At 52.5% G+C, this 22,619-nt stretch carries 19 protein-coding genes and 1 pseudogene (1 of these 20 only partly in view); 4 read left to right on the forward strand and 16 right to left on the reverse strand.

Translation table 11 applies throughout. The annotated features are described in order from the left end of the window. Positions 1 to 594, reverse strand: partial view of a hypothetical protein gene (locus ACAF76_RS18170; RefSeq protein ID WP_421617086.1) — the 5' portion only. Its footprint begins 3 nt before the window's first position; the window shows 594 of its 597 coding nt (coding positions 1-594); the start codon lies at positions 592 to 594; its stop codon lies beyond the left edge, outside the window. Between the two features lie 987 nt (positions 595 to 1,581). On the opposite strand from ACAF76_RS18170, the gene ACAF76_RS18175 reads away from it, so the two are divergent. After that, positions 1,582 to 2,391 (forward strand): hypothetical protein, encoded by an 810-nt coding sequence (locus ACAF76_RS18175; protein ID WP_421617087.1) that lies wholly within the window; start codon positions 1,582 to 1,584, stop codon positions 2,389 to 2,391. A gap of 26 nt (positions 2,392 to 2,417) precedes the next feature. On the opposite strand, the gene ACAF76_RS18180 is transcribed toward ACAF76_RS18175, so the two are convergent. The 6 genes and pseudogenes from ACAF76_RS18180 to ACAF76_RS18205 all read right to left on the reverse strand — a co-directional run bounded on the left by ACAF76_RS18180 (position 2,418) and on the right by ACAF76_RS18205 (position 9,214). After that, on the reverse strand, positions 2,418 to 2,849 hold the full coding sequence (locus tag ACAF76_RS18180; RefSeq protein ID WP_421617088.1) for a hypothetical protein: 432 nt from the start codon (positions 2,847 to 2,849) through the stop codon (positions 2,418 to 2,420). 238 nt (positions 2,850 to 3,087) lie between these two features. After that, complete coding sequence (locus tag ACAF76_RS18185) at positions 3,088 to 3,885, reverse strand: class I SAM-dependent methyltransferase (protein ID WP_421617089.1); 798 nt, start codon at positions 3,883 to 3,885, stop codon at positions 3,088 to 3,090. A gap of 616 nt (positions 3,886 to 4,501) precedes the next feature. Further along, positions 4,502 to 5,716: an IS256 family transposase gene (locus tag ACAF76_RS18190; RefSeq protein ID WP_421617090.1), complete on the reverse strand. Its 1,215-nt coding sequence runs from the start codon at positions 5,714 to 5,716 to the stop codon at positions 4,502 to 4,504. Positions 5,717 to 5,792: 76 nt separating this feature from the next. Further along, positions 5,793 to 6,561 (reverse strand): annotated as a pseudogene (locus tag ACAF76_RS18195) (IS3 family transposase); the annotation flags it as partial. Positions 6,562 to 6,793: 232 nt separating this feature from the next. Then, the gene (gene rlmD, locus ACAF76_RS18200) at positions 6,794 to 8,230 is read right to left on the reverse strand and encodes a 23S rRNA (uracil(1939)-C(5))-methyltransferase RlmD (RefSeq protein WP_421617091.1); all 1,437 of its coding nucleotides are present in this window, start codon (positions 8,228 to 8,230) and stop codon (positions 6,794 to 6,796) included. A gap of 93 nt (positions 8,231 to 8,323) precedes the next feature. Then, positions 8,324 to 9,214, reverse strand: coding sequence for a diacylglycerol kinase (locus ACAF76_RS18205; protein WP_421617092.1), 891 nt, complete (start codon positions 9,212 to 9,214; stop codon positions 8,324 to 8,326). Between the two features lie 154 nt (positions 9,215 to 9,368). On the opposite strand from ACAF76_RS18205, the gene ACAF76_RS18210 reads away from it, so the two are divergent. Continuing rightward, positions 9,369 to 10,340, forward strand: coding sequence for an ROK family glucokinase (locus tag ACAF76_RS18210; protein WP_421617093.1), 972 nt, complete (start codon positions 9,369 to 9,371; stop codon positions 10,338 to 10,340). 91 nt (positions 10,341 to 10,431) lie between these two features. Here the strand turns inward: ACAF76_RS18210 and ACAF76_RS18215 are convergent, their stop codons facing one another. Genes ACAF76_RS18215 through ACAF76_RS18230 form a run of 4 tightly spaced genes read right to left on the reverse strand, consistent with a single transcriptional unit; the run spans position 10,432 to position 13,680 of the window. After that, the gene (locus tag ACAF76_RS18215) at positions 10,432 to 11,358 is read right to left on the reverse strand and encodes an EamA family transporter (RefSeq protein WP_421617094.1); all 927 of its coding nucleotides are present in this window, start codon (positions 11,356 to 11,358) and stop codon (positions 10,432 to 10,434) included. Between the two features lie 38 nt (positions 11,359 to 11,396). Then, positions 11,397 to 12,572: an ABC transporter permease gene (locus tag ACAF76_RS18220; protein ID WP_421617095.1), complete on the reverse strand. Its 1,176-nt coding sequence runs from the start codon at positions 12,570 to 12,572 to the stop codon at positions 11,397 to 11,399. Then, complete coding sequence (locus tag ACAF76_RS18225; protein ID WP_421617096.1) at positions 12,573 to 13,301, reverse strand: ATP-binding cassette domain-containing protein; 729 nt, start codon at positions 13,299 to 13,301, stop codon at positions 12,573 to 12,575. Positions 13,302 to 13,320: 19 nt separating this feature from the next. After that, the gene (locus tag ACAF76_RS18230) at positions 13,321 to 13,680 is read right to left on the reverse strand and encodes a hypothetical protein (protein WP_421617097.1); all 360 of its coding nucleotides are present in this window, start codon (positions 13,678 to 13,680) and stop codon (positions 13,321 to 13,323) included. Positions 13,681 to 13,884: 204 nt separating this feature from the next. On the opposite strand from ACAF76_RS18230, the gene ACAF76_RS18235 reads away from it, so the two are divergent. Next, on the forward strand, positions 13,885 to 15,639 hold the full coding sequence (locus tag ACAF76_RS18235; RefSeq protein ID WP_421617098.1) for an RNA polymerase sigma factor: 1,755 nt from the start codon (positions 13,885 to 13,887) through the stop codon (positions 15,637 to 15,639). A gap of 164 nt (positions 15,640 to 15,803) precedes the next feature. On the opposite strand, the gene gatB is transcribed toward ACAF76_RS18235, so the two are convergent. Genes gatB through gatC form a run of 3 tightly spaced genes read right to left on the reverse strand, consistent with a single transcriptional unit; the run spans position 15,804 to position 19,043 of the window. Beyond that, positions 15,804 to 17,240, reverse strand: a complete 1,437-nt coding sequence (gene gatB, locus ACAF76_RS18240) for an Asp-tRNA(Asn)/Glu-tRNA(Gln) amidotransferase subunit GatB (protein WP_421617099.1) — start codon at positions 17,238 to 17,240, stop codon at positions 15,804 to 15,806. A 5-nt stretch (positions 17,241 to 17,245) separates the two neighbouring features. Further along, on the reverse strand, positions 17,246 to 18,718 hold the full coding sequence (gatA, locus tag ACAF76_RS18245; RefSeq protein WP_421617100.1) for an Asp-tRNA(Asn)/Glu-tRNA(Gln) amidotransferase subunit GatA: 1,473 nt from the start codon (positions 18,716 to 18,718) through the stop codon (positions 17,246 to 17,248). Between the two features lie 34 nt (positions 18,719 to 18,752). Further along, positions 18,753 to 19,043: an Asp-tRNA(Asn)/Glu-tRNA(Gln) amidotransferase subunit GatC gene (gene gatC, locus ACAF76_RS18250; protein ID WP_421617101.1), complete on the reverse strand. Its 291-nt coding sequence runs from the start codon at positions 19,041 to 19,043 to the stop codon at positions 18,753 to 18,755. 254 nt (positions 19,044 to 19,297) lie between these two features. On the opposite strand from gatC, the gene ACAF76_RS18255 reads away from it, so the two are divergent. Then, positions 19,298 to 19,729: an SRPBCC family protein gene (locus tag ACAF76_RS18255; protein WP_421617102.1), complete on the forward strand. Its 432-nt coding sequence runs from the start codon at positions 19,298 to 19,300 to the stop codon at positions 19,727 to 19,729. A 96-nt stretch (positions 19,730 to 19,825) separates the two neighbouring features. Here ACAF76_RS18255 and asd read toward each other — a convergent pair whose 3' ends face one another. Next, the gene (asd, locus tag ACAF76_RS18260) at positions 19,826 to 20,674 is read right to left on the reverse strand and encodes an archaetidylserine decarboxylase (protein WP_421617103.1); all 849 of its coding nucleotides are present in this window, start codon (positions 20,672 to 20,674) and stop codon (positions 19,826 to 19,828) included. Positions 20,675 to 20,839: 165 nt separating this feature from the next. Continuing rightward, on the reverse strand, positions 20,840 to 22,387 hold the full coding sequence (pruA, locus tag ACAF76_RS18265) for an L-glutamate gamma-semialdehyde dehydrogenase (protein ID WP_421617104.1): 1,548 nt from the start codon (positions 22,385 to 22,387) through the stop codon (positions 20,840 to 20,842). Between the last annotated feature and the right edge of the window lie 232 nt (positions 22,388 to 22,619).

Genomic DNA, 22,619 nt, shown 5'->3' on the forward strand with positions numbered 1-22,619 from the left:
TTCCTCTATTGGCTGCAGTGCTCCGCTTTCGATTATTTTCTCTACTTCTTCATAACCGGGGAGGAAGGCGAAATTGTATCTTGCGGGTAGGGCAAATACGTACTTTTGGTTACGACCCAGTTCCTTCGGGCCAATGGGAGCCGCCCCAATATGAAACTTTTCTTGCTGAAGGGATTGCCACTGTTGATGGGTAAAGACCATGATCGGTATATCCTGTCGCGGATTTTCAGCTTTCCATTCAGGATGCCGGATCAGGATCATTGGCCCCTCTTCCACAACCTCTCCCTGATTTTGACTTTGCAGCGAATTCCCTTGCCATTTCTCCAGTACAATCTGATACCCTGTCCAGCTTGCTGGCAAGGAGAACGTAAATCCATACTCGCTATTTGTATACGTTACGCTGTTTTGCTCGCCATCCACCTTTACCTCGGCAGCTTCTTCTTTCACATCTACATTCGTCATTTGCTCAGACTGCGTTGTCTCTGTTTGCTGTGCATGTTCGCTGTTGACGGAAGCGGTTGTTTTATTGGCACACCCTGCAAAAACGACAGACACCAAAGTAAATACAATGACAAAACCAGTTGTTTTTTTCATGTTGTCACACACCTAACATTTTTACTTTATGCTACATACTACGAGACGTACGTTCCCTTAATATCGTTTCATCATTTCATTGAGATATGCATGTGACCCCAATAAAATGTAAAGAAAAGATATTAGCAGCGGTTTTCAAATGGAAATCACATTTGCTAAAGTCTTCTCTGCTTGTATGGCATTTGACCATCGCCAACGCAAAGTGTACATGTTCAGGACGGGACTGACCCCCGTCCGTAGAATTGCCTAGGCTTATTCGGTCGTTGAAAGTAAATCTACCTCAATAGTGTACAATTCTCCCCCATCTCGTAGCCGTACTTCAACGATATAGGCTTCATCACCGTTACTATTATGGACTGTAGTGATATACTGACGAAACCCATATCGATAAGAAGGAAAGTCTGCCTCCAAATGCTGAAGAGGAATATTATACTCGTTATGTATATACTCGAGAGCATGGTTTTGGGCTGCAATTCTACCTGAAACTGTTCCGAAGAATTCGGAACAACCAGCGACTAAGAGAATAAGTAAAATCATTAACACGATACAAATGGTCACACGTTTCAGCACAGGCAGTAGCCCCTTTTAATAAGTATAAGAAAAAAATTGGAATAGCGGGTCCGCATGAATTAGCTGGGAAATCAACATCTGGGTCGCACGAGCGAATGGTTGATTCGTTACCAGTGAAGAATGGAGGGCAGTTCCTGATGATAATACAGGGTATGTGTCATTTATGATGGGAGGAGTAGAGGATCCTTCAATGGAAATTGTTGCTTCACGATGGGATACCTCACGATTCTCCAAGAATAACGATATGATATAGAAGTGGCAGTCCTGCCAAATATCCGTTTTGTTGTCTGTTCGCGACAATGTTTGCTAAGACAATAATTATGATTAATTCTAAACAGCTCCCCCGCAAAATGAAAGACTTCGAAGGAATCCGATGAAGGTAATCTTGTAGGTCTGAAAGAATGGAGGGCACCGATTATGAAGGCATTTGACTATTATGGCAAGTATCATTTCATTCCGAAAACGATTGAAATGCTGTTGGAGTTCGAGACGAAGCTGAGTAAAAGCGGCTATTCTCTTGATCGTGAACTGGGACTGATTATGGTAAAGGAAGACATACGGTATATGTCCACTCCACCTGATGTCATTCCGTTTGCAAGAGCTGGAGTTGACGGGATACACTATGGTTTTTTGACCGATTTTGGGAGTGTCGAAGATCTGGAGCAAGCTTTTATTGTCTGTGTATCACCGATGGATTTTGGCGATGAAGTATGGTTGGTCGCAAAAAACATTCGCGACTTTCTAAGGGTCGTCTACTCCGAAAACAGCATCTTGTACAATCACTTTTCAGACGTAGATTCGTATGTTCGTTATATCGAAAACAAACCACGGGAAGAGCCTGATGAAAAGAAACGATATGTAATGGAAAAATGGAAAGAAACTTTTTCGCTCGAACCTATAGACGACATGCCGCAATATGTCAGGGATTTACATACCCACAGGAAACAAGCGATTGCAGTATCTACATTAAATCGTTTAGGTGTTGTGCAAATATCCCCTGTTCAGCAGCATGAACGGTTCGATTTTGAGAGTGCAGATGTAGGGGATATCGAAATGGTACGGAGCTTCTTTTCGCGGGTTTCGTTGGAATCAAAATTCGCTTTTATTCGAGATGCCCAGGCAAAACATTGCTTTGAGGATGCAGAACTAAGGGCATTTGTTCGTAAAGAATTGCATTCAATCGGGCTCGTGGATGAAGCAAGACGTCTGGAGCTTTCTTATACGTAAAATGGCGGACTCACAACAGGCTATCCTCAATCCAGCCTTATTTGTTCTTCACGAAAGACTCCATACGGTTTCTCAATCTTGTCAATAACGGTAATATACAAGACAGGCGGAATTTTGTTTTCTCCGTTAAACGTGCCTCCCGCCGATGATGAAGGTGAAAATGTAGTCACAACACGAACATGGTCGGTAAATTCCTGGACCGAGCTAATCATTCTATTTTGTTCGGCTAGCATCAAGTACGACTTCCCATCTTGATGGAAAACGTGCAAGCCGCCATCACCTTCTTCTGTGATTTTCTTTTCGAAATACTCTTTTGCTTGTTTCGGGGTTCCATCGTTTAGATGAACCATCTCTTGAGAAACAGATTGGATAAATTCAGATTTTCCAACTTCAGAAGAGCAACCAAAAAGCATCGAGAAAGCAATGATGAAAGAAACAACATACAGGAATCGTTTCAATTTTATCCTCTCCTTAGAAGAATTGCGAAAGCTTGCCTGGCAATGTTTTAAAAATTATAAAATAAAACCTAAAAAAAGACATTAGCGTCGGATTTCGAATGGAAATCACCTTTGCTAATATCTTTTCTGCTTGTATTCGACCGAGGTAAAATCTTTATTTACTCGTTAGCCATTACGAATATCGTCGATGAACTGGAACGGCATCACTGCCCCTTTTTCGGGAAAGCCTTACTGACCGTTACGTCAATGATTTTCCTACATGTGCAAGGTCTTTTGCCAGCGTTGACGGATCGAAGCTCGTTTTTAGCGGCTCGCCTATCGTTTGCAGCCCTTCGCGTATCTCTTCACTAAGCGGAGCAGTTTCTTTTGGTACAAAGTAATCGAAAACGACTATACTACCCTTTGGAGCAACTTCGGCGATGGAGCGCAAGGTAGTGAACACATCGTCTCGCGTCAAATACATCGTGACACCAAGCCAGCTAAAGAAGCTTTTGGTTTGCGAATCAAACGAAAATCCTTTGAGTGCCTCTGCCACATTTTCTTTGGAAAAATCGATCGGTACAAAATGGAGATTTGGCGGAACTTCCCAGCCCAACTCCGCCAATCGATTGCGTTTATATGCTTGTGTTGCAGGGTGGTCAACCTCGAATACCTGTAGTTCCCCTGCCAAATCTGAGCGACGAAATGCAAAGCTATCCAACCCTGCTCCGAGGATCACATACTGCTTTATCCCCTGTTCGACAGCTTGCTCAAGGTTGTCTTCCGTATACCGTGATCGGCTGACGACATTGGGCAATCCCATGGTTTGCAGCAAGAACCTCAAGGCAGTCATTTTGTCCGGATTCGAGACCGCATTCCCGGAATCATCAAATTGCAGAGCTTTTGCAAAGCCTTGTTCAATGAGCATACGTCTCTCCTCCGGTATTAACTGATAGGCCAGAGGGTCGTCAAAAATTTTAGGGGTATCGTTCATAGAGTGAAAGGCACGAACATAGGCGGTCAGAATGGAAGTTAAGCTGACTTGATTTTCTATCATCCTGAACCATCCTCCTCTTTTGAATGCTGTCTCTTTCGGTGGGCATTCGAATAAAGAAGTATAGAAGGATTTGAAGCATAATCAATTCATTAAATAATAATCATAACATAATAATTTTTATTTGTCAAGAGAACTTTAGTTCTTTTTTTCTGGGTTATATGCATGCTAATCAGCACTTCAAATTTACTGATATATATCGAGAAAGAGGAGGTTTCATTCTCAATGTAAGACTAAACTTATGTTAGTCTTTTTTTCGTAGCACTTTTTTTTGAACATAATAAACAATGATTAGTACGGCAAAGACAATTAGTACAGAATTTGTGAATGCTAATCTAATAATTGACCACCTAGTGGTACATTGCTCATAAAAAAGTTGACCACCTGAGCACCTCTTTCCTGTATCTTGACTATACAGCAAGATTGCCTTAGATGGCTATTTAGGGGGTCTGTCAAGATTTTTGTGTAAACTCAATCAACCGATATATGAAAAGGTTTCATCCCCCTAATTGGGACATCTTTTTCGAAACCAATAGAGTCAAGGGCGTAAGGCAAAGCGAACCCTTGACGCATTGGTGGAGAGAAAGCTAATCCCTTCGGGGATGAAGCCGTTCATTTGTTAGCGGATGTACGGCTGTACCCGCTCTTCAAAGAAAACGGATAGCTGTAAGAGAATCTGGCCCCAGTTCTGAACTCGTCCCGTCCACTTTCGCAGAACATCCATGGTTACGAGATATAACATCTTCAAAAGGGCATCATCTGTGGGAAACATGGCTTTTCCTTTTGTCACCTTTCGAAGCTGTCGATGATAACTCTCGATGACGTTGGTTGTATAAATCAGCTTTCGAATCTCTGGAGGATATTTAAAGAAAGTGGCAATCTCGTCCCAGTTATTCCGCCAGGAACGAACCATCAAGGGATATTTACTGCCCCAGGTTTGTTCAAACTGATCGAGTTCTTCCAACGCGGCTTGCTCCGTTGGAGCCTTATAGATAGGTTTTAGCTCGGACGTAATTTTTTTAAGATCCTTATAGGAAACATACTTGATGGAATTTCGGATTTGATGGATGACACATTTCTGAATCTCCGTCTTCGGATAACATGCTGTGATGGCTTCTGTAAAGCCACGAAGATTATCGACGCTTGTAATGAGAATATCCTGGACTCCACGATTTTTCAGTTCATTGAGGACAAGTAGCCAGAATTTTGCAGATTCATTCTCCCCAATCCAGATCCCAAGCACATCTTTATGACCGTCAAGGTCAATACCAATAACCATATAGGCGGCTTTATTGACGATAGCTCCGTCCTGTTTTACCTTAAAGTGAATGGCGTCAAGGAAAACAACAGCATAAACCGCTTGCAAGGGGCGATTTTGCCACTCTTTGATCATCGGTACATTCTTATTCGTTACATTCGATATGAGCGTTGGTGAGACTTCGATGCCATAGAGCTGCTGCAGATGGTCTTGGATATCGCGTGTGGACACGCCTTTGGCATAGAGGGCGAGAATTTGATCTTCGATCCCTGTAACATTGGATTGATGTTTCTTTACAATGTTCGGTTCAAAATCACCCTCTCGATCTCGAGGGACTTGGATGTCGACATCCCCGTACTCAGAACGGACGGTTTTCTTGCTATACCCATTGCGACTGTTGGTTGTCCGCTTGTTTTTCATGTCATGCTTGGCGTATCCAAGAGAGGACTCGATTTCAGCTTCCAGCATTTCTTGGATTGTGTCTGCGAATAGATCCTTTAACGCTGACTGTACGTCGTCCACTGACTTCATGTTTTTCTCTTTGATCCACTGCTTGATCTGTTCTTTTGACATCATAAAAATCTCCCAACCTTTCTACTCCTAATTGTAGTTTAGAGGTTGAGAGTTTACACAAAATATTTTACAGACTCTTGTACAAGTCCATGATGCTAGATAAATACAACATTTTGCTGCCGAAAGGCAGGTAAGTAATATCCGTGACAAGCTTTTGCAGCGGTTGTTCCGTATGAAAATTACGTTTCAACAGATGATCAGCAACTTGTAGTGGTTGTCCGGTTACCTTTCGTTTTTTCACTTTCACTCGACATTGCAAGCCTTCTTCTCTCATAATCCGTTGCACTCGTTTGTGATTCACTTGCATCTCTTTCCGTAAAAATGCTGTGATTTTTCGGTATCCATAGCGAAATTTATGTGCTAAGCACAACTCCCGAATACGTGTGACAATTGGATTCGAAATCTGCTGTGTATTTCTTTGATTTTTCCACCGATAGTAGGTGGAACGAGCAATGCCCAGCCATTGACAGGCTTGTTGCACGGAGACCTCTCCCTTTATGGAGTCCATCCACTGGACTGCTGCTTCTGGTAACACCTCCTTTCCCACTCCTTGTACTTTTTTAAGACATCCAATTGTTGCTTTAAGAAGCGATTTTCCTGTTTTAATCTTTCAATTTCAGATGAAGGTCAGATGAAGGCTCTGGTCCTTTCCCATACGTGTACTGTTTGCCTACCGGTTGTTCAAAACGGTGAGTTTCACCGTTTCTATACCAACGTACCCATGTTTTCACCTGCGTTTTGTTTTTAATACAGAGGTTCTCCATTACTTCTTTCACTGATAGACCAGCCAACCTCATTTCAACAGCCTTTAACTTAATTTCCGCAGGATAACTTACTCTCGTGGCCATAGAAAAAACACCTCCAAGTTGTCCCCATATCTTACGACATGGTCGCATTCTCTTGAAGGTGTTTTGAATTGTCTCACCTTAGGGGGTCAGTCCCGGTCTTTTCTCCCTCGTTTTTATTAGTAAATTGTATTGATCAAAAGTTATGTAAAACAGCGTTGGATTTAGAAGTTTTTACAATTTCCATTAAAAAGCAGAGGAATCTTGATTCCTCTGCTACGCCAATACATCTCTACTATTCGTCAGTCCTCACCAACAACGCCACCGACTCCACATGCCCCGTATGTGGAAACATATCCACCGGCTGCACTTCTTTCACCTCGTACTTTTCCGCCAGCACCTTCAGATCCCGCGCCAGCGTGGACGGGTTGCAGCTTACATACACCACGCGCTGCGGCTCCATCTCCAGGATTGTCGCCAGCAGCGCCTCGTCGCAGCCCTTGCGCGGCGGGTCGACGACGATTACATCGGCGCGTATCCCTTGCTCATACCAGGCAGGGATCACCACCTCGGCAGGTCCTGCCTCGAACGTAGCGTTTTCCACACCGTTGAGGGCAGCGTTGCGTTTGGCGTCCGCGATCGCTTCCGGCACGATTTCCACGCCGTAGACGTGGCGCGACTTCTGCGCCAAAAACAGCGAGATCGTTCCGATGCCGCAGTAGGCGTCAATCACCGTCTCGGTGCCGGTCGCTCCGGCGTATTCCAGCGTCTTGTTGTAGAGCACCTCTGTCTGCGCCGGGTTTACCTGGTAGAACGAACGGGCAGAGATCGCGAATTTGATCGGGCCGATGGTGTCGTAGATCACGTCGCTGCCCCATAGCGTGCGCGTGGTCTTGCCGAAAATGACGTTTGTCTTGTCCGGGTTTATATTTTGCACGATGCTCGCAACGCCAGGCACCTGCTCGCGAATCGCCGCGACCAGCCGCTCACGCTGCGGGATTTCCTCCTGCGCGGTGACCAGGACGATCATCACTTCTCCCGTCTTTACGCCGACCTTGGCGACGACGTGACGCAGCAGGCCCGCATGGCGCACCTCGTCATACGGCTGGATGTTCAGCTCGGAAGCCAGCCTTTTCACCGTCGCGACCGCCACGTCGTTGGCCTGATGCTGGATCAGGCATTCGTCCATGTCGATGATCGTGTGCGACTTCTCGGCATAAAAGCCGCCTACGAGCGCACCGTTCTCCTCGCCGATCGGCACCTGCGACTTGTTGCGGTAGCGCCAAGGCTCGCTCATGCCAAGCGTCGGGTGGACAGTGATGGCTCCCTCTCCCTCCAGCGAAAAGCCGCCGATGCGGCGCAGGTTGTCCATGACGATCTGCTGTTTGTGCCGAAGCTGCTCTTCGTAGGCGAGATGCTGCAGGGAGCAGCCGCCGCAGCGGTCGTAGAGCGGACAGGGCGGCAGGGCGCGATTGGCGCTTTGCTCCAACACCTCGACCATGGTAGCAAAGCCAAAGCTCTTCTTCACATGATCGACCTGTGCGCGTACCCGCTCGCCAGACAGCGCTCCCTTGACGAACAAGGTATAACCCTCGACCCGGCCGACTCCTGCCCCGTCGTGATTCATCCCGGTGATCTCCACCTCTACGGTTTGTCCCACACGGACAGGTACGTCCGGCTCCGCTTTTGTATTCTGGTGCGGTCCCCGCCGCTTCTTTGCTGTCTTGGCCACGATTCCATTCCCCTTTTTCCATTCCTGTTGATGTATGTACATCAGGGATGCTGCCGCGCGCATCCCTGCTTGCTTCCTTGCCTAGTCCTGGCTCTATGGCACGAACATCTCGATATGCCCGGGCAAAGCCTCTATCACACAGGGAAGCTGCCCGCCCAGTTCGCCATCCAGGTTAATCTGCACCAGCTCGTTGCCCGATGTCGTCGCCTTGAGATAGTCGGTCTGAAAGTAGACAACATGCGGATCTTTGATATGGTCTCCGCGCATCGCTTGCGTCGCAAGGCGGATAAAATCGCCGATATGCGCCTTTTTGACGACAATGACATCCAGCTTGCCATCCGACAGATTGGCATCCGGCGCGAGCCTTTCAAAGCCGCCGATGGAGGGGCTGTTGGCAATGAGAAAGATCATAATCTCCTCATCGAGCAGCACTTCCTTGCGATTTTCCAGTTTGACGCGGATCGGGTGCAGCGAAGGCAGCTTCTCCAATCCTTTGACATAGTAGGCGAGCTGGCCCATCATCGTCTTCAGCCTGCTCGGCACCTCATAGGTGAGGTTGGTCAGCGATCCGCCGCCTGCGATGTTGATAAAATAGCGGTCGTTGATTTTGCCCAGATCGATTTTTTTCTTTTTTCCTTGCTTGATAATCCCGCAGGAACGGGTCACCGACTTGGGGATCCCCAGTGCGCGGGCGAGATCGTTGGTCGTGCCGGTCGGGATAATCCCCAGCGACGGGCGCGCCTTGTGTTTGGCCATCCCGTTGACGACCTCGTAAATAGTGCCGTCTCCGCCAGCGGCGATAATGGCATCGTACCCGCGTGCCACCGCGCGAGAGGCTTCCTGCGTTGCATCGTTTGGCCCTTTTGTGGCATGGCATGACGTCTCATATCCGGCCGACTCCATCAATTCCAGGATATCCGGCAAACGGCGCCGCACGATCTCTCGGCCGGAGCTCGGATTGTAGATCAATCTGGCTTTTTTCAAGGCAGATCCCTTCTTCCTTTCCCACAGCTCACGGGTTTTTGACTCTCTACTCATCATATCCTGTATAGCCAAATTTGGGAATCGCTATGCTGCAAGTCGCGGATTGCGTATATACGTATAGAAAAGGAAAACAGCCAAAGGTGGGGGGATAGCCGTGGAACAGATTATTGCGGGCGTGGACATCGGCGGGACGACGCTCAAGATCGCCCTGATCACACCTGATGGAGAGCTGGTAGCACGATCGCAGCAGGCGACGCCGCTTGTTGCCGGAGAGGACGGCATCGTGGAACACATGGCGGAGACGATCCATTCCCTGCTGCAGCAAAACGGCTATACGCCGAAGCAGGCATGCGGGATTGGCGTCGGCGTCCCAGGTCCGGTTGATACAAAGACGGGCGTCGTCCGAAAAGCCGTAAACCTGCACTGGAAACGTCCGGTTCCTCTGCAAGCAAAGCTCGAGGCGCTGAGCGGACTGCCTGTCTTAGTCGACAACGATGCCAATACAGCCGCCCTCGGCGAAATGTGGCGCGGCGCCGGACGTGGCGCGAAAGACCTCGTCGTCCTGACGCTCGGCACGGGTATCGGGGGCGGGGTGATCGTAGACGGGAAAATCGTGCATGGCATCAACGGCGCGGGCGGTGAAATCGGGCACATCACGATGACACCCGATCAGGGAAGCGCCTGCAATTGCGGCAAAACAGGCTGCCTGGAGACGTATTCCTCCGCCACCGCCCTGGTTCGCGAAGGACAGCTTGCAGCCACGAGCGGAGCCAGCCCGGTGCTTTCCCACATTCTCAAGACCAACGGAAACATCCAGGCCAAAGACGTCTTCGATGCCGCCAAGACTGGCGACCCGGCCGCGTCTGCGATCGTCGAGGAGGCCGTCACCTACCTGGGGCTTGCTCTCTCCCACCTCGGCATGCTGCTCAACCCGTCCCATATCGTGATCGGCGGAGGCGTGGCACTGGCCGGCGACTTTCTCTTCTCTCGTCTGCGTAAAGCGTTTGACCGCTTTGTCTCCTTCCCCTTTATCCGCCGCTCCACACAGATAGTCCCGGCCACCCTGGGCAACGACGCCGGCGTCTACGGAGCTGCCTGGCTGATCCGCTCGCGGATGAGCCCCTAGGCATCTCCCCGCTGCGCGCGTGTATTCGACCCGAAAAAGGCGCTGGCTCGCTGCCTTGCACAGCGGTCTGGCGCCTTTTTCCCTGCACACGCTATGGCATTGTCGAATGAGCCGCTGGCTGCTGTTCTGCCGGCTTTTGCTTCACAGGCTCTTTGTCCTTGCCGGAGACGATCAATACGGCGCCTGCCAGCACCGCACAACCCCCCAGCAACTGCATCCAGCCCAGCGTTTCCCCGAAGACAGCCGCCGAACAGAGTATTGTCACGACCGGCTCGGCCGTACTGACGACCGATGCCTTCGTCGAGCCGATCAACTGCAAGCCGCGAAAAAACAAACCGATCGCCAGCACGGTGGAAAACACGACGATCCCCGCCAACGCCCACCAGCCCTGCGCGTCAAAAGTCAGGCTGAGTCCCCCTTGGGCCTGGGAGACGCCAAACAAGGAGAGTGCCGCGAATAAGGAGACATAAGCAGAGGTCGCATAGGCGGACAATCCTTTGCCGATACGGTTGCCGACGATGATGTACACCGAATAAAACAGCGCGGCACCAAAAGCCAGCAACACCCCGACCGGATCAACCCCGTCGAAGGAAAGCCCGAGCACCAGCCCCATTCCTGCCAGTGACAGCAGCATCGCGACCACGGTTTTGAACCCCAACGCTTCCTTGTCGACGAAGTAGCTGAGAATCGCCACAAAGACAGGGAAGGTGTACAACACCAGAGCCGCCAACGAAGTAGAAATGTACTGCACCGAGGAAAAAAAGCTGAGTGATTGCATCGTGTACAAGACCCCGCCGAGCACAAACAGACCCATGAGCTGCCGTTTCCCGACGCGCAGCGGCTGTTTTCGCCAGGCCATCAGCGCAAAGAAAATCAGCGCGGCAAACAAAAAACGCAAAAAGAGCAATGACGAGACAGTAGCCCCGGCCCCATAGGCGTAGACGGCGAAGATCGACATGACGCCAAAGCCTGCGGCAGAAAGTACGACGTAACTAACACCGACGATCAGCGGATTCACAGGAATTCACCAGCTTTCACGAAATAGCGGGGCGATCATCAAGGCTTGATGACTGCTCCTTCCCGACGAAACAGCCTGGCGGAAAACGCGATGACCAGGACGACAAAAAGAAGTGACGTACCGAGCCCGAGCAGGATGTGCAACGGGTCAATCGTGCCGTAAAGCGCCTCCTTGAGCAACGCGACACTGCTGAAGACCGGCAACAGGTAATAATGCTGTGGGATGTCCACCGGATGCAAGGGCATCAGCATGTACGAAGGGACCATAGCGAGAAAAATGACTCCGCTCATGTACGTTTGCCCTTCCTTGATCGAGCGAGACAGGGTGCTGAGCATCAGTTCCAGCCCGGCGAAAAAGGCGGCCAGCAGCAAGACAGTCAGCACGACCACCAGCAAGGCGAGCGGCGACTCCAGTGTAAACAGGCTCCCCGCTCCGGAAAATGGCCCGAAGCGCATAATCAGCGATAGCGACACCAGCGATGCCGCCGCACTGGCACAACTCATTACCATCACCGTAAGCAGCTTGGCTGTGAGCAGTTTGTTGGCCTCAATCGGAGCTGTCAGCAACGACTCCAGCGTTCCCCGCTCCCGCTCGCCGGCGATCAGGTCGTTGGCTACTGCGATGCCGCCCGATGCGAGCGAGACGACCAGCATCAGCGGCAGGATGCCAGCGAGCATGCCGCCTGACACCTGCTCTGCGGCAGAGACTTGCTCATAGACCGCTCGCACCGGCTCCGTCGCCTGTGCGGACAAGCCTGCCTGCTCCAGTCGCTGGGTGACGATTTGCTTGCTGTAGGCATCCACCGCATCCTCGATTACATCGCGCGCGTAGACCGATTTTTGGTTGCTGTTGTCGTACTCCACCCGCAAATCAGCAGTACCGCCCGCGGCAATCTGCTGCGAAAAATCATCCGGAATCGTCACGATTGCGCGCAGCTTGCCGTTTTGCAGATCGGCGTGCGGATCAGCCGGACTGACGAAGCTGATCCCGGGAATCGCTTGCAACTGCTCCAACAGCTCTCCGCTTCCGTACACGGCTACCGGGACATGGGAGCGCGCTTCTTCCTCCACGCTGCTAAACGAGCTGCCCATCAGGAAAAACACGAAGGGAACCATCACCAGCGGTATCAGGAAGGTCCCCATCCACGTCTTCTGGTCGCGAAACAAATCGCGCAGCTCTTTTTGGAAAATGGTCCAGACGATGCGTTTGCCCATTTACCGATCGCTCCCTTCCACGACCGCCATGAACAGCTCATCCAGATCGTGCATCCCGTACCGCTCGCGAAGTCCGTCCACGCTTCCGGCATAATGCAGCCTCCCCCGGTGAACCAGGGCGATCCGTTTGCACAGCTTGTCGATCTCGGTCATGTTGTGACTGGAAAACAGGATCGTCTTCCCCTCCTCCTGCAGCATCCGGATCATCCGGCGAAACAGGTTGGCTGCCGTCACGTCCAGTCCCGTCGTCGGTTCGTCCAGCAGGATGACAGCCGGATCGTGGACAAGAGTACGGGCGATCGCCACCTTTTGCCTCATTCCCCGGGAAAAGGGGCCGACAGGTCGATCGAGAAACGGCTCCATTTCAAAAACCCGGCTCAAATGCTCAATGCGCGCCGCGATTTGCGCTTTTTGCAAACCGTACAGACTGCCGAAATAGGCGATGTTTTCCCGCGCCGTGAGACGGCTGTACAAGCCGACGTCACCGCCGAACAGGATGCCGATGCGGCGACGTACCACCTCTGGCTCTTTGGTGACGGAAAAGCCCTCGATCTCGATCTCACCCTGCGTCGGCCGCAAAATCGTCGCCATCATCCGCATCAGCGTCGTCTTTCCGGCGCCGTTTTCCCCGAGCAGGCCGTACACCTCTCCAGCCTCCACCCGAAACGAGACATCGTGCAGCGCTGTGAACGAGCCGAAGCGCTTGCTCACATTCTGTACCTCAATCAACCGTCTGCCCCCCTCCTGCTCAAGCTGGTGATGTTATGGTGATACCGGGGTAACGCTCCATCAGCGCTGCCAGCGAAAAGCCCTCGAACAATGACAGGAATTCCTCGGTGCTGTTGATGTAGTGGCGGCTTCCTTGCGCCTGCGGGTATTTTTCCACATACAAAACGGCGACCAGGTGGCTGACCGGAACACCCTGCGCCTCCTGATCGTAGATTCCCTGCTCTGCCAAAACCTTGGCAAAGTAGCGCACGTAGGTGACGGTGATCGTCTTTTGCTTGCCGTCAGCCTCCCAGGTGGCAATCGAACGGTCAAATGTATCAGCAGGTGAGCCGCCTTTGCTCGGCGGCACGTTTTCTCCGGTTACAGAAATCAGTTTCATCGTGTTTTCCTCCTTCACACATCCTGTATTATACAATTATAGAGCAGGAGAAAATTTTTTACAATTTTGCAAAAACCAGCCCGGATCCCGCTACCAATATAACCGATTAGGATCTTGCGAAAAAAGTTGGTTCCAGACTGTCAGAAATCCGCCCGAACAAGAGTCTATGCTACAGGTCAACAAAATGTGAGGAGTTTTTTGCCGATGGAGAAGTGGATGCCAAACCAAATCATCAAGTCCGAGCCTCCGGCAGATGCGGACGAAGCGCTGGTCGAGCGGGCGAAAGAGGGGGATCGCGAAGCGTTTGGCGAGCTGATCCGCCGTCACCGGGCGAACGTCTATGGCTACGCTCGCTCCTATACACGGGAGTCTTTTCTCGCTGAGGACATCGTCCAGGATGCGCTGATTCGCGCCTTCCTTCACCTGGGGACATTGAGCGACAGCCGCCGGTTTTTGCCCTGGCTGCACCGGATTGTGCGCAATCAGGCGTACACCAGGCTGGCCAAGGGAGCGCAGAAACAAGAGCTCGTCTTTTCCGGGTTGGAGCGTCCTGCAGACGAGCAGATCACCACCGACTGGAACGATCTGGACAGCATTTTGTACCGATTGGGACGCACCTGGTCCAATCAGGTTGCACCCGAACACACCCCCGAAGAGATTCTCGTTCGCCAGGAACTGTCACAGATGATCGTCGAGTTGCTTCACTGCCTCAAGCCGCGGGAACGCAGCATCGTGGAGGCGCATTTTTTCGAGCATCTCTCGCCGCAGGAGATCGCCCGGCTGTTCCAGCTCTCTACCGGAAACGTCTACCAGATCCTGTCCCGCTCCCGCAAAAAACTGATCCAGGAAAAAACCCGCATCGCTGTTGACCAATACGTACGATCTCGAAAGGAAGCGGGTACGATGAAAAAAGCAGTGCTGAACAAGCCGCAGGCGCTCTGCCAGCAGACGTGGGTTTCGTGTGCGATGGCGCTGTACGGTCTGATGGAGTTTACGCAGCAAAAGCCGTCCTTCCCACTCGTCATGGGGCTGAGCGGTCACGCGTTTCGCCTGACAGTGGTACCGGGGGAGATTCACATTGCAGGCCCGACGATGTTCGACTTCTCGCGGGTGCTGCAGCAAGGACTGCGCCAGATGGGCTACGCCGCAAGCGCCGTCTGCGAAGGGAAGCTCGGTGAGACATACGGCCCCAATTCCAACCTGGTCGAGCCTTCGCTGAATACCTTCGCTGCACGGAAAAAACGGGAGCTGCCCCAGGCACTGCCGCAAGCATTGGAACTGATCCACCGCTCCATCGACCGGGGCTACCCCGTGCTGGCCTGGGAGCTGTTTATTCCCGAGTTTGGCTTGATCTACGGGTACGACGATGAGAAAAAGACGCTGTACGCGGCAGACAATTGCGGACATGACCAGCAAATTGCATACGAGGATTTGGGACGCGGCCTGATCGAGGAGCTGTTTGTTCTCGCTCTCGACCACCCCCTGGAGACGGATCGGCGCACCATGCTGCGCCAGGCAGTGGAGTCCGCCCTGCTGCATTATCACGAACAGGAGCACAGCAGCACCACGATCGCCGTAAACGGTCTGGCTGCCTACGCTAGCTGGCGGGAAGCGTATCAAAACGGCGAGATCGAACCAAACGGCAACGCCTATACCATCGCAGTCGCCCGCGATGCCCGCCGCTATGCTGCCCTTTTCTGGAGCGAGCTGGCCGACACCTGGACGGAGCCCGACTTTACGGCGATCCTCCCCGCTTTCCGCCACGCTGCTGCACAGTACACGACAATCGCCGAGACGTACGCCGAACTCTCCCGCCTCTTCCCCTTCCCCGCAGGCGGAGAGCCAAACGAGCCGGCAAACGGCAAACAGGCGATTGCGCTGCTGGAGCAGCTCGAAAGCGAAGAACGGGAAGCCGTCAAACTGCTGGAAGAAATGCTGGAAGTCTTATCTCGCGAGTAAGGCAGGCTCAATATTTTGTTTTTCCCGGCGCTACCCAGATAGCGCCTTTTTCTTTTGGAGCGCGTAGCCAAGCACCTCGCAACCATCCGCACGCACAAAAAAGAGGCTGTCACGGTCAATTTGCACCAACTGACCGCGACAGCCTCTATCGTATCAACTTGCCCTTACACTTCTTTCAATACTTCCTGAATCAGCTTGTTGACCATCGGCGGGTTCGCCTTGCCTTTGGTCTGCTTCATCACCTGTCCGACGAAGAACGCTACCGCCTTGTCGTTTCCGGCCTTGAAGTCAGCTACAGCCTGCGGATTGGCGTTTACGACCTCGACGACGATTTGGCGCAGCGCACCCTCGTCGCTGATTTGCACCAGCCCTTTTTCCTCGACGATCTGCTTCGGCTCCTTGCCCGTCTCGACCATCTCCTTGAAGACAGTCTTGGCGATCTTGGAGGAGATCGTGCCGTTTTCGATCAGCTTGATCATCTCACCCAGCCCGCTTGGCGTCAGCTTCACATCGGCAAAAGCCAGATCATTGGCGTTCAGGTAGGCGAGCAAATCGGTCATCAGCCAGTTGGCGACCGACTTCGGATCGGCACCCGTCTTCACCGTTTCATCGAAGAAATCAGCCGTCTCCTTGGACATCGTGATGACCGCGGCATCGTCTTTGGACAAGCCAAACTGGTTGACGTAGCGAGCCTGACGGGCATCCGGCAGCTCCGGAATGGAGGCGCGGACAGCCTCGATCCACTCCTCGGAAATCTGCATCCGAACCAGGTCAGGGTCCGGGAAGTAGCGGTAGTCATGGGCTTCTTCCTTGGAGCGCATGCTGATCGTCTTGCGGTTGGCCTCATCCCAGCGGCGGGTTTCCTGTACGATCTTGCCCCCGGCTTCGACGACCTCCACCTGACGCTGCACTTCGTATTCCAGTGCGACCTGTACGTTGCGGAACGAGTTCATGTTTTTCAGCTCGGTCTTCGTCCCGAATTCCTTTTGCCCGACAGGACGGATGGAGACGTTGGCGTCACAGCGCAGCGAGCCTTGCTCCATGCGCACATCGGATACCTCGGTGTACTGGATGATCGCTTTCAGCTTTTCCAGATACGCCTTGGCTTCCTCAGGCGTGCGAATATCCGGCTCGGAGACAATCTCCACCAGCGGCACGCCGACGCGGTTGAAGTCGATCAGGGACTCGCCGCCAAAATCGCTGTGCGTCAGCTTGCCCGCGTCTTCTTCCAGGTGCAGGCGGGTGATGCCGATTCGCTTGGTTTCGCCGTTCACTTCGATGTCGATCCAGCCGTTGTAGCCGATCGGCTGGTCGTACTGGGAAATCTGATACGCTTTTGGCGAATCTGGATAGAAATAGTTTTTCCGATCGAACTTTGTCTCGCGCGAAATCTCGCAGTTCAGCGCAAGCGCGGCTTTCATCGCGAATTCCACAGCCTGCTTGTTCGTTACCGGAAGGACACCGGGATGGCCCAAGCAGATCGGGCAAGTATGGGTATTCGGCGGCGCACCGAACTCCGTCGGGCAGCCGCAGAAAATTTTGCTATTGGTCGACAGTTCGGCGTGGACTTCCAGGCCGATTACGGTTTCGTACTTGCTCATGGTTCTTACCCCCTCACCCATTCCGGCTTGCGCTGGTGATAGCCGACCGATTGCTCATAGGCATGCGCCACACGCAAGATGGTGGACTCGTCAAAGGCGCGACCGACGATTTGCAGGCCGATCGGCAGGCCGCTCTTGGCAAATCCGCACGGCACGCTGATCGCCGGCAGACCTGCCAGGTTGACGGGAACGGTACAAATGTCCTCGAGGTACATTTTCACCGGATCGTCTACCTTCTCCCCGATCTTGAACGCCGTCGTCGGTGTCGTCGGGTGCAGGATCACGTCGTACTCGGCAAAAATGTTGTTGAAGTCCTGAATGATCAGGGTACGGACCTGCTGCGCCTTTTTGTAGTAGGCATCGTAGTAGCCGGAGGACAGGGCATATGTGCCCAGCATGATCCGCCGTTTGACTTCCGGTCCGAAGCCCTGGCTGCGGGACTCCATGTACAGATCGATCAGGTTGTCCGCATTGTCGGCACGCACGCCGTAGCGGACTCCGTCAAAGCGGGCCAGGTTGGAAGACGCTTCGGAGGAAGCGAGCAGGTAGTACGCAGGCACCGCGTATTCCGTATGCGGCATGGAAACCTCGCTCCAGGTCGCGCCCATGCTCTCCAGCTGCTTCAGCGCTGCCAGCACCGCTTCCCGTACTTCCGGGTCGATTCCTTCGCCGATCAACTCTTTTGGCACGCCGATGCGCAGCCCTTTTACATCGCCCGTCAGCGCAGAACGGAAATCAGGCACTTCGACATTGGCCGAAGTGGAGTCGTACGCGTCATGCCCGGCAATCGCTTGCAGCACGTACGCAGAGTCCTCGACGTTTTTCGTGATTGGACCGATCTGGTCGAGCGACGAGGCGAACGCCACCAGTCCAAAGCGGGATACGCGTCCGTACGTCGGCTTCAAGCCCACGACACCGCAAAAAGCGGCTGGCTGACGGATCGATCCGCCCGTATCCGAGCCAAGCGTGAAGTAGAAATGGCGGGCAGCCATTGCCGCAGCAGAACCGCCGCTGGAGCCGCCTGGTACATAATCGGTATTCCACGGGTTCTTGGTCGGGAAGTAGCCGGAATTTTCATTGGAGCCGCCCATGGCAAACTCGTCCATGTTCAGCTTGGCGACGATGACCGCTTCTGCGTCCTTCACTTTCTGCGATACCGTTCCGTCGTAGACCGGATCATAATTGGACAAAAACTTGCTGGCGCACGTGGTGCGAATACCTTTTGTCACGATGTTGTCTTTCAAACCTGCCGGCAGCCCAAACAGCAGTCCCGGCTCTTTCTCTCCCTTTGCCAACTGCTCGTCCAACTGGCGAGCATGGGCAAGCGCACCTTCCTCATCCACTTGCAGGACGGACTTGATCTCTCCGTCGTTCTCCGCGATGCTTGCCAGCGAGGCCTGCACCAGATCGGTGACGCTTACTTCCTTGGCGCGCAAGGCGCTATGTATCTCCGACAATCGCTTGTCAAACAGCGACACAATAAGTTCCTCCCTTCTCTTCTCGGCGAGCCTGTCACTCAAAAACAGCAGGTACTTTAAACTGTCCGTCTTCATGGTCAGGAGCGTTTTTCAACACTTCCTCACGCGGCAGGGACGGTCTGTTGACGTCTTCGCGCATGACGTTTTTCACGTCGGTAGCGTGGCTGGTCGGCTCAACCTTGGAGGTATCCAGCTCGTTCAGCTTGGCGGCGAATTCGAGGATCGCATTCAGGTCTTTGGTATAGCGCTCCGCCTCTTCTTCAGTCAATTTCAAACGCGCCAGATTGGCTACGTGTTCGACTTCCTTGCGAGAAATGGCACTCATTTCTTCCACCTCCGTATCAATCTCACATAACTTTGATCTTACTTGAAAAGTGCAGGTTCAGTCAATTTTCGGGGCAATTTCTTCCTTTGGTGATATGTGGGTCGAATTTTTCGTGTGATGCCGGTCGGGCTGTAGTGCAGGAAAAGGGGGAGAACGCCCAGAATAGCAATTAAAAAGAAATCTGGTTTGCTGCTTTACGTTATAGTAGGTACAGGCAAATTGTTCATAAATCTACTTTCAGAGGAGGCTTTTTCTTGGCAAATGCTAATCCGGTCACGATAACAGTGGAAACTCTCGTTCATTCTCCCGTTGAATCGGTGTGGGAGTATTGGACTGACCCGAAGCATATCACGCAATGGAATGCAGCTACGGAAGACTGGCACACGCCATATGCAGAAAATGACCTGCGTGTCGGCGGCAAGTTTGTCTCCAGAATGGAAGCAAAGGACGGCAGCGTTGGGTTTGAGTTCGGCGGGGTATATGACGAAGTGATTCCAAACGAGAGTATAGCCTATACGATGGACGACGGCAGAACAGTAAAGATCGCCTTTATCCGCCAAGGCAGCGATACGCGAATCATTGAGACGTTCGATGCGGAAGAGACTCACACGATCGAGATGCAGCAAGCCGGATGGCAGTCGATTTTAGACAACTTCAAAAAGTATGCGGAGTCGGTCGAAAAATAAAGAGGGATGTTTCGTCACAGCAGAACCAAAAAGGGCCTTTGCAAGCGTATATTGCTTGCAAAGGCCTTCTGGCTATCAGTCACCGTTTACACCTGCTTATTCACTTGCTTTCAGTTGTGCCAGCTTCTGGCCCATCAACAGGGACGAGCCGCAGCCGACGCCTGGTTCCCATTCGATTTCACCTGATTCAAACAACAGGATGACGGTGGAGCCGAATTCAAACCAGCCCAGCTCCTCCCCTTTTTCGCATACGGGGAATCCGGAGATCTCTCCTTCTGTATAGCGCCCGCGCTTTACATTGGTCGTAGCGGCGTTGTAGCAGACCTTGACGCTGCCGACAAACAGCGCTCCCACCTTGACCAGCGCAAGCTCTCCCTTGTCCTCGGTCTCGATGTAGGTGACGATTCGCTCGTTGCGGGCAAACAGGCGGTCCACATACTCGACCCCCAGTTGATTGACAGGATACAGCCTTCCCGGAAGGTAGCTGAAACGCTGCAATCTGCCCGTCACCGGCATATGGATGCGATGGTAATCCCGCGGGCTTAAATAGATGGTGATAAACTTGCCGCCGTAATAGCGCTTGGCCTTTTCTTCCGATCCGCCGAGCAGCTCAGCGACACTGAAGCCTTTCCCCTTGGCCTGGATCAGCGTCCCTTCGCGAATATCCCCCAATTGCGAGACCGTTCCGTCCACGGGGCTGACGATCACCTCTTCGCCGGGCGCAATCGGTCTGGCACCGGGCTTGAGCCGACGCGTGAAGAATTCCTTTAGCGTGCGGTATTCGTGAACAGGCTTTTCGACAATGCTGGCATCGATTTTATAGTGACGAATATAGCTTTGGATCGCCAGTCGGCTGAACCGAGAGGCTGTAATTTTGCCCATCGTGCGCGACAATGCGTTTTGCGGCAAGCGATGGATTAAACCAGGCAAGAGCTTTTTGCGCATAAGACAACTCCTTGTTCTTTTCCCGGGCAAAGACGTAATCAATACACTAACTTTACCACTTTCGCCAACTTCCAGTAAACCCTTCGTCTGGGACAAGAAAGAAATTGCGGCTGACGCCAAAATATTGATGAAAAAAGCTGCCCTGTTGAGGGCAGCTTGCAGCATTTACAATTTTTCCGAAACCAGCTTCGCTTGGGTAAAGAGCAGCAGATAGTCCGGACCGCCGGCTTTCGAGTCGGTACCCGACATGTTGAATCCGCCGAACGGATGAACTCCGACCAGAGCTCCTGTACATTTGCGGTTGAAGTACAGGTTGCCGACGTGGAACTCTTCGCGTGCGCGTTCCAGGTGGGCGCGGTTGCGGCTGATCACGGAGCCGGTCAGACCGTACTCGGTGTTGTTGGCGATTTCCAGTGCGTGGTCAAAGTCTTCCGCTTTGGTGAAAGCGACCACTGGACCAAAAATTTCTTCCTGCATGATCCGCGCGTTCGGATCGACATCGGCAAATACAGTCGGCATGATGAAGTAGCCGCCGTCTGGACCTTTCTCGCCACCTGCCACGAGTTTGCCTTCTTTTTTGCCGATCTCGATGTACTCGAGAATTTTGTTGTACGCTTTGTCATCGACAACCGGACCGGTGTAGTAGTCGTTTTTCTCCACGTCTCCTACTGTCAGTCCTTTGGTCAATTCGACGACGCGGTTCAACACAGTGTCGTAGACATCTTTATGCACGATCGCACGCGAGCAAGCGGAGCATTTTTGTCCGGAGAAGCCAAATGCCGATGTGACAATCGCCTGTGCGGCAAGTTCCAGATCGCAATCGTTGTCCACGACGATCGAGTCTTTTCCGCCCATCTCGGCGATGAGACGCTTCATCCATTTTTGTCCAGGACGGTGCTTCGCAGCCAGTTCGTTGATCCGCAGACCGACGTCGCGGGAACCTGTAAAGCTGATAAAACGCGTTTGCGTATGCTCGACCAGGAAGTCGCCGATCTCGCTGCCGGAGCCAGGGAGGTAGTTGACTACACCTGCCGGCACGCCTGCGTCCTCCAGAATCTCCATGAATTTGTAGGCGATAACCGGGGTCGTCGAAGCCGGCTTGAGCACGACAGTGTTGCCTGCGACCAGAGCCGCGGTAGTCATGCCGACCATGATCGCCAGCGGGAAGTTCCACGGCGGAATGACGACGCCGACGCCGAGTGGAACATAGTACAGCTCGTTGTCTTCATCCGGAATGCGAGTCAGCGGGTGGCGCTGGGACAGGGCATCCATTTGACGCGCGTAGTATTCCATGAAGTCGATCGCTTCCGCTGTGTCCGCATCGGCTTCCGCCCAGCTTTTCCCTGCTTCTTTCACCAGCCATGCAGAGAATTCGTGCTTGCGGCGGCGCAGGATTGCGGCTGCTTTGTACAAGTAGCGTGCGCGTGCCTCTCCGGGAACTTTTTTCCATGTCTCAAATGTGCGGGCAGCCACCTGCATCGCTTCTTCTGCCAACTGCTGGTCCGCCTGGGACACGATCCCGACCACTTGATCGACGCGGGAAGGGTTGATCGATTTTACTTTGCGGTCCGTCGCAATTCGCTTGCCGCCGATGATGATCTCATATTCACGACCCAGTTCGCTTACGACTTTGGCCATCGCTTGTTCAAACGCCTGCTTGTTTTCCGGCAGGCTGAAATTGGTAAAGGGCTCATTTTTGAACTCCACTTGCATCACGAACGCCTCCTTGTTTGATCTGCCATTTCCATTCTGTCTATAACACTATGCAACCACCGTGCCAAACCGTGTGTAACTGCTGCTGCTACGCTAGTGTTTGCAGTTTAAGGAAGAAACATCAACCAGAACGCTGGGCATTTTTTGAACGAATGTGTTCAGTTAGTTGCACACTCGTGAACAATTATGTTCATATACAGCTACACTCCCCCTGTGGATGCCCCTAACATGA

It is taken from the genome of Brevibacillus sp. TJ4, assembly GCF_044627595.2.
Taxonomy (GTDB): domain Bacteria; phylum Bacillota; class Bacilli; order Brevibacillales; family Brevibacillaceae; genus Brevibacillus.